Here is a 2,967-nt window from a genome sequence, read left to right as displayed (position 1 = left end):
GCCGTGAGGACCGCGACGTCGTGCTGCGGCTGACCTCCGCCGGGCACCCCGCGCCGCTGATCGTGCGCCGTGACGGGACCGTCGAGGAGGCCGACACCGGCGGCACCCTGATCGGCGTCCTGCCGACGGTCACGTCCCGCACCGCGCGGGTCCGGCTCACGCCGGGGGAAACGTGTCTGCTCTTCACCGACGGCGTCACCGAGGCCAGGGGCGGCCCGCTGGGCGAGACCATGTTCGGCGAGGAACGCCTCAAGCGCGCCCTGGCCGAGTGCGCCGGCATGCCCGCCGAGGCGGTCGTCGAGCGCGTCCAGATGATCGTCTCCCAGTGGATCGGCCACAGGCGCCACGACGACATCGCTCTCATGGCCGTCACCGCGCCCCGCGGTGCGCACCTCAGTGCCGTGGACGGCACGCCCCGGGGCAGGTACACCGCATGACGACCGTCCCCGCCCCCGGCCGCGAACACCGGCCCGGCCGCCTCCTCGTCCGCGCCCGTCCCGCCTCCCCGCGCGGCGACGACCGGGTCCGGGACCACGCGGACGGACTCTGGACCGCGATCCGGGCGGCGGACGCCTCCTCGGCCGCGGACCTCGTCGCCGGCGCCCTGCGGGCCGGGCTGGACCCGGAGACGGTCCTGCTGGACGTCATCGGCGCGGTCCAGCGCAAGGTGGGCGTCGAATGGGCGGCCAACCGCATGAGCGTGGCCGAGGAACACGCCGCCACGGCCGTCAACGAGCACGCCCTCACCGCGCTCGCCGCCCACCGCCCCGCGCCCACGCGCGGCAGGGTGACGGTCGCGTGCGTGGACAAGGAGTGGCACGCCCTGCCCGCACGGCTCCTGGCCGAGGTGCTGCGGCTGCGCGGCTGGCGGGTGGACCACCTCGGAGCGAGGGTCCCCACCGCCCACCTGATCAGCCGGCTCCACCGTGCCGGGGCGACGGCCGTCTGCCTGTCCGCCTCGCTGTCCACCCGGCTGCCCACCGCCCACGCCGCCGTCACCGCCGTCCAGGCCACCGGCGTGCCGGTCATGGTCGGGGGTCTCGCCTTCGGCGTCGACGGCCGCTACGCCCGGCTGCTCGGCGCCGACGCCTGGGCGTCCGACGCGCGCGGCGCGGCGGACCGGCTGGCCGCCGGCCCGCTGCCCGCGCCGCGACCGCCCCGCCAGGCCGTCGACGACCTGCCGCATCTGGCCGACCAGGAGTACACCATGGTCGCCCAGTCCTGCCCGCGGTCTGGTACGCGACACCTTCCAGCTCCTGGAGCAGGGTTTCCCCCCATGCGCGACTACGGCGCCGAGCAGCGCGAACGCACCGCCGAGGACCTCGCCCACATCGTCGACTTCCTGGCCGCCGCCCTGTACGTCGACTCCGCCGCCCTCTTCACCGACTTCCTGGCATGGACCGCCGAGGTCCTCACCGCCCGCGGGGTCCCGGCCCGGTCCCTGGCGCCCGGCCTGGACCTGCTGGAGGAGCAGCTGCGCGACTTCCCGCGGGCCCGCGGCCTCATCCACGCCGGGCGCGCGGCGCTCGGCTCCCGCGGCTGACCGCACGGGACGCCGGAAGGATCCGTGGGCACCCCGCCCGGCCCCGGGCCTCGTCGCGACCCCGCCGGGAGCCGTCACGTCCCGGCCTGACGCGTGGGGCGGGGCACGGCACCCGTGGCCCGCCGGGCCGTCCGTGTCCCGGCCCCGGCGGTGTTCCCGCCGGCCCGGAGCGGAGCCCGTCCCGGATGGCGGGGGGACCGGCCCTGTGACAGTGTTCGCCCGTCGGGCGCGCCGGTGCCGCGGGGGACGCCGCACCGCAGGGCGCGACCCCGCCGGAGAACGACGAGGGAGACAGGATGATCTTCATCACCGCCAAGTTCCGCGTGCTCCCCGAGTACGCCGACGAGTGGCCGGGGATCGCCGGGGACTTCACCTCGGCCACCCGGGACGAACCGGGCTGCCTGTGGTTCGACTGGTCCCGCAGCGTCGAGGACCCCACGGAGTACGTCCTGGTCGAGGCCTTCCGCGACGACGAGGCGGGAGCCGCCCATGTGCACTCGGAGCACTTCAGGGCCGCGCAGCGGACCCTGCCGCCCCACCTGGCCGAGACGCCCCGCGTCGTGAACGCGACGGTTCCGCAGGACGACTGGTCCCCGCTGGGCGAGATGAGCGTTCCCGAGCGGAAGTGACGTGCCGCGCCGGGGCGGCCGGTCCCCGGCGGTCCAGCATCGGGCGGGGCGCCGGGGGACGGATCCGGCTCGGTGCCCTCCCCCGTTCCGGACGGTTCAGCGGCCGCGCCGGCGGATCCTCAGGTCGGCGACCACGGGACGGTGGTCCGACGCCTCCGTCGCCACGGCTTCGGCACCGGTCACGGCGATGCCGGGAGAGACGGCCACCAGGTCGATGCGCTTGACCGGTTCGGCCGCCGGATACGTCCCGCCGCCGTACGGGTCGGCGTCCCGCAGCCGCTGCCACAGGGGAGCCAGCTCCGGAGCCGCCGCCTCGGCGTTGAAGTCGCCGACCAGGACCTTCGGCCCGCGGTCGGCGGCCAGCACGTCGAGCATGTCCGCCACCTGGGCCTCGCGGACCGACGGGTCGGCCCGGTGGTCCAGGTGCGTGGTGTAGACGCGCACCCGGGCGCCCCCGACGTCGACCGTCACCTCGGCGAATCCGGGCATCGGGGCCGGCACCNNCCGCCGGCGTTCTCCGCCCCCGGCCACCGGATCCAGGTCGTAGATCGGCGCGAAGAACACCCGCATGTCCAGTGTCCCGGCCAGTGCACGGGCCTCGTCGACGAAGTCGCTGCGGCCGCCCCAGTGCACGTCGACCTCCTGGAGGCCGATGACGTCGGCGTTCAGATCGCGCAGGGCCCGCGCGGTGCGGTCGAGGTCGAAGACGCCGTCCTCGCCGGCACCGGCGTGGATGTTGTAGGTCGCCACCCGCAGCGGCACCCCCAAAGCGGCTGCCTCGGAGGTGTCGGCGTC

The 2,967-nt window shown here is 76.1% G+C and carries 4 protein-coding genes and 1 pseudogene; 3 read left to right on the top strand and 2 right to left on the bottom strand.

Annotation, left to right across the window (positions count from 1 at the left end):
- The 3 genes from AOK18_RS26465 to AOK18_RS26455 all read left to right on the top strand — a co-directional run.
- Positions 1–437: PP2C family protein-serine/threonine phosphatase (locus AOK18_RS26465; RefSeq protein WP_157865207.1), on the top strand; the 437-nt coding region annotated here is incomplete at its 5' end.
- A complete protein-coding gene (locus tag AOK18_RS26460) occupies positions 434–1,543 on the top strand; it encodes a cobalamin B12-binding domain-containing protein (RefSeq protein WP_079105196.1) in 1,110 nt (369 codons plus the stop codon). The genes AOK18_RS26465 and AOK18_RS26460, both read left to right, overlap by 4 nt.
- A gap of 296 nt (positions 1,544–1,839) precedes the next feature.
- Positions 1,840–2,172, top strand: coding sequence for a putative quinol monooxygenase (locus AOK18_RS26455; protein ID WP_055695974.1), 333 nt, complete (start codon positions 1,840–1,842; stop codon positions 2,170–2,172).
- A gap of 96 nt (positions 2,173–2,268) precedes the next feature.
- Here the strand turns inward: AOK18_RS26455 and AOK18_RS34760 are convergent.
- Both AOK18_RS34760 and AOK18_RS34755 read right to left on the bottom strand, forming a co-directional pair.
- Positions 2,269–2,674: pseudogene (locus AOK18_RS34760) on the bottom strand (endonuclease/exonuclease/phosphatase family protein); the annotation flags it as partial.
- Positions 2,675–2,676: 2 nt separating this feature from the next.
- Positions 2,677–2,967, bottom strand: a 291-nt coding sequence (locus AOK18_RS34755; RefSeq protein WP_420865642.1) for an endonuclease/exonuclease/phosphatase family protein, incomplete at both ends; no start/stop codon positions are given.

It is taken from the genome of Streptomyces prasinopilosus (genome assembly GCF_001419695.1).
Classification (GTDB): Bacteria; Actinomycetota; Actinomycetes; order Streptomycetales; family Streptomycetaceae; genus Streptomyces; species Streptomyces prasinopilosus.
Note: the sequence above shows the minus strand (reverse complement) of the source record. Positions and strands in the feature narration are given on the sequence as shown.